The following is a 4,528-nucleotide window of genomic DNA, read 5'->3' on the forward strand; positions in this document are numbered from 1 at the left end:
ACTTGGCAATCCGAATATATACAGATATTCTTCGATTTAGGGCGGTTTTCTAATGACTACTGGGGTGATTGAAAGTGTTGTTATTATCTTCCTGCCGTTCACAATGTCAAATTATTAAGTAAAAACAAATTGTTAGTGTAATCGCTTCTCGTGCAATTGCTGGTCTTTAGCGATACCGGGCTTGGCGGTAACTTGGCGGTAAAGAAGTTAAGTGGTCTCAGTCGCTGGGACCTAAATTCGCCACACAGTAATCGAACATCAAACGATTTTACTGAAACCGGGTTACAGGCTGGTACTGAGTGTACAACGACAGTTTGCTTCTGTGCGACTCAAATGAAAACAATAATAACAAAGGATTGTAGTTTCGGGGCATGGGTGTAATGGGAAAAACGGTTCCTCAATACAGTCAATTTATTTTGCGATCTCTGTTGGCGGTGGCAATTGTATTGCTGACTGCCTGTGGTGGTGGTTCCAGTGAAGTTCCTCCCGGTGGCGCACCGATCGTCGATGATCCTTCCGGTGATTCAAGTGGCGGTAATAATAATGTAGAACCACCGCCAATCGAGTTTCCTCCCGAACAGCTCGTTATCAATCTTGGCCCGGATTTAATACTGGATGACTATGGTGACGAGGTACTACTTAGCGCGGGACGTACCACGGCGACACGTTTACTCTGGGAGCAGATAGGTAATGGTCCGCGTGTCAGAAATTTAACAAATACCGATCGGTTCCAGGTCAGGTTCTCGCCCGCGATATTTTCTGCTGATACGCCTGGTGATGCCAGAAAAACGACCTTGCGTCTCACGGGATGGGACGATCAGGGCAATATGGCATCGGATGAAATCACGGTCACATTCCTTCCCAATAACCAGACAACACCAGTCAATAATACGCCTCCGACGATTCAGGAAATCCCTGATGTCATCGTACAGCCAGGCGAAACAGTTGAGCTGACGGCAATTGCCAGTGATGCGGAAGATGGAATTCCTCAAATAAGATGGAGAGAAATTAGCACGCCAGCCCTGGTGTTAGGGAGTGGTGAATCAACAGGTTCGATCCTCAGTTTTACAGCGCCTTCAACACCGGGAACCATCCTGTTTGAAGTTACCGCGACAGATAGCGCGGGGGCTAGCGCATCAACGAATGTATCAGTAGAAGTAATGATGAATAATTCGCCCACTGTGAGCGTAGGAGGCGATATTCAGGTGGAGTCAGCCCAATTGGTTACCGTACAGGGCAATGCCAGCGATCGGGATGGCAATATTGTCTCGTATCTATGGGAACAGGTTGATGGCGTACCTTCCCTGACATTACTGGATGCATCAACTCCCAGTGTAAGCTTTACCGCTCCTGTGGTTAGCATTGATACCAGCTTCACGATACAGCTCACCGTTACTGATAACCTGGGTGCTACCGCGAGTGACCAGCTGGTCGTAACTGTTAGCCCGGCGTTAGCGAATAAGCCACCCACCGCGAGTGCTGGTATCAATCGGACCGTGAACCTCGGCGAACTCATCACCATTACAGGAAGTGGTAGCGATTCGGATGGAAGTATCGTTAATTTTTCATGGACGCAAACCGATGGACCAGTGGTGACATTGACTGGCGCAAACTCTGAGGTCGTCAGTTTTACGATGCCCTCCGACATGCAGGGTCAAGTCGCCATAGTTCTGCAATTGACAGTAACCGATGACCAGGGGGCTATTGGCATTGACCAGGTCGAGATACGCGCTAATGCGCCACCCATCGCTAATGCGGGTGCCGACCAGTTTCTGCAACCTGGCGATACGGTTAATCTTTCGAGTATTGGCAGCGATGATCCCGATGGCAACATTATCAGTTACCTGTGGACGCAGGTTGGTGGAGCAACAACGGTTATTTTTAATCGCAACAGTGCCAACCCGGGATTTCAGGCACCTCAACTTCCCGCCAACCTGGATTCCGACAATCTAACCTTTGAATTAACGGTTACGGATGATAATGGCGCAATTGGCAAGGACACGGTTGTTATTCATATAACACGTAATGTGCCGCCAACTGCAAATGCGGGTCCCGATCTCACCGTTAATTCGGGTGATGCCACCCCGGTTACTATTACCGGTAGCGGATTTGATAATGACGGCAACATTATCAATTTATTCTGGACGCAGGTCGCAGGTCCGCCTGTTACTTTAAATGGTGCAAATACTGCGACAGTGAGTTTTGACGTTCCTGAAGTGCAGCAACAGTCTATTATCACGCTACGCTTGACGGTGGTTGATGATGGGGGCGCCGATGGCAGCGACGCAGTATCTATTACGATAAATGCACCGCTCCCAAATAATGCGCCGGTTGCCAATGCCGGTGTTGATCAGAGGGTCGCCGGCGGCGATCTGGTAACCCTGAGTGGATTGGGCTCGGATCAGGATCTTGATCCATTAACGTATTCATGGCGTCAAACCAATGGACCATCTATAACGCTAAACAATGCCAACAGTCCAACCGCAAATTTTACTGCCCCTCAAGTGACAACTACAACAAACATCACGATAGAGTTGACGGTTACGGATGACAAGGGTGCATCGGGGACAGATTTTGTGAACATATCGGTAGAACCGGTAACGAATGCATCACCGACTGTCGACGTGGAAACAGATTTCGCCGTGCTCTCCGGCAACAATGTAACAATTACCGGTAATGCCGTCGATTCAGACGGACAAATAGTGCAATATACCTGGGCGAAGATAGCAGGCCCCGTTGTTGCGCTTAACGGTACCGCAACCGCAACGGTGGATTTTATTGCCCCTGATGTTACCCAGTCTACACAATTGCATTTACGGTTAACGGTGGTTGATGACCAGGGTGCCAGTGCGTCAGATGATGTCTTCATAACCATCAACCCGGTCAATGCGGGTAATGGTGTACCCGTCGTAAACGTAGGAGGTGATTTTACAGCGGTCTCCGGCGAGAACGTGTCGATCACTGGCTCCGCCACAGATGATGGTGTGATCACGACTTATATATGGACGCAGATGTCGGGATCGCCGCTTCTTAGTCTCAGCAATTCTACTACACCAACCGTAAGTTTTATTGCGCCCAGCGTGGGATCAGCGACCAGTTTTACCCTGCGCCTGTCCGCAGTGGATGATGCGGCGGCTATTGGGTTTGATGAGGTTGTCGTTACTGTTATTCCTGCAACGGGGAGCAACAATGTTGCACCCTCGGCGAATGCAGGAGCAGATCGTGTCGTCACCGCGGGTGAAACAGTGTCAATCACCGGTAGTGGCAGCGATAGTGATGGCAGTATCGCCAGCTATCAATGGATACAATTAAATGGTATCAGCGTCAGCCTGAATAATGCTAACACCGATACAGTATCATTTTCAGCGCCCGCGGCGACTTCAACAAGCAATATTACATTGCGGCTAACGGTAACAGACAATCTGGGTGCAAGTGGCGTCGATGATGTTGTTGTCACAGTCAATCCTGTAGTCGCAAACATTGCCCCTACCGCAAACGCAGGACTGGATGAAACGGTTGATGCCGGTCAACTGGTAACGCTTACCGGCAGTGGCAGTGACTCGGATGGCATTATCGCCAGTTATTCATGGAGTCAGGTAGGCGGGGAGCCCGTCGTGCTGAACAATACGACTAACGCCACCTTGCAATTTAATGCACCCCCCGTACAACAGACAGCAACTGCAACATTACGACTGACAGTTATAGATAACCTGGGTGGTGCCGGATTCGATGATGTCGTGATAACTATCAATCCGGCGGTAGTCAATAATATTCCTCCCGCCGCCAATGCGGGAGCCAATCAGACGGTTACTTCCGGTGATCCTGTTTCTATTACTGGTAGTGGTAGTGACACGGATGGAACAGTTAGCAATTATCTGTGGACGCAAACTGGCGGCGTACCACTCGTATTGAATAATGTGGCTAATCCTACCCTGGAGTTTACGGCGCCACTTGTGCAAACAACCGCTACTGCGACATTACGGCTAACAGTTTCTGATAACCTGGGCGCGACTGGTTTTGATGAAGTGATTATTACCATCAATCCTGCGGTTGTTGGCAATCAGCCACCTATCGCAAACGCCGGACCAGACCAGTCGGTAAATAGCCAGGATTTTGTAGTACTCACTGGAAATGGTACTGATAGCGATGGCACGGTCACAGGCTTTCAGTGGACGCAAACGGCCGGTCCTGCCGTGACATTAAATAATGCCAATACCGCCAATGCTAATTTTGGTGCACCGCAAGTCAGTATCGCCACCGAGCTTGGTTTTGAATTAACCGTATCAGATAACAGCGGTGCGACACACGCAGACACGATATTGGTGAGCGTGTTTCCATTTACGCAACTGAGTGGAACGATCACCACGCAAAGCGGTACCCAGGTCGATAGTGATGTTAATGACCCAAGTGCGCCGCTAACGCGTAACAATACACCTGGAAACGCGCAACCTTTGATTAATCCGGTCATTTTAGGCGGCTATGTTAATCAACCAGGCGCGGGAGCGCCAGGTCGGAGCCAGGTAACGGG

1 protein-coding gene is annotated in these 4,528 nt (G+C 49.7%); it reads left to right on the forward strand.

The features are described from left to right. Nucleotides 1–380 precede the first annotated feature (380 nt). The coding region (locus ACWVCM_RS14995) for a PKD domain-containing protein (RefSeq protein ID WP_455202573.1) at nt 381–4,528 on the forward strand (4,148 nt) is incomplete at its 3' end.

The organism is Kaarinaea lacus (genome assembly GCF_975902315.1).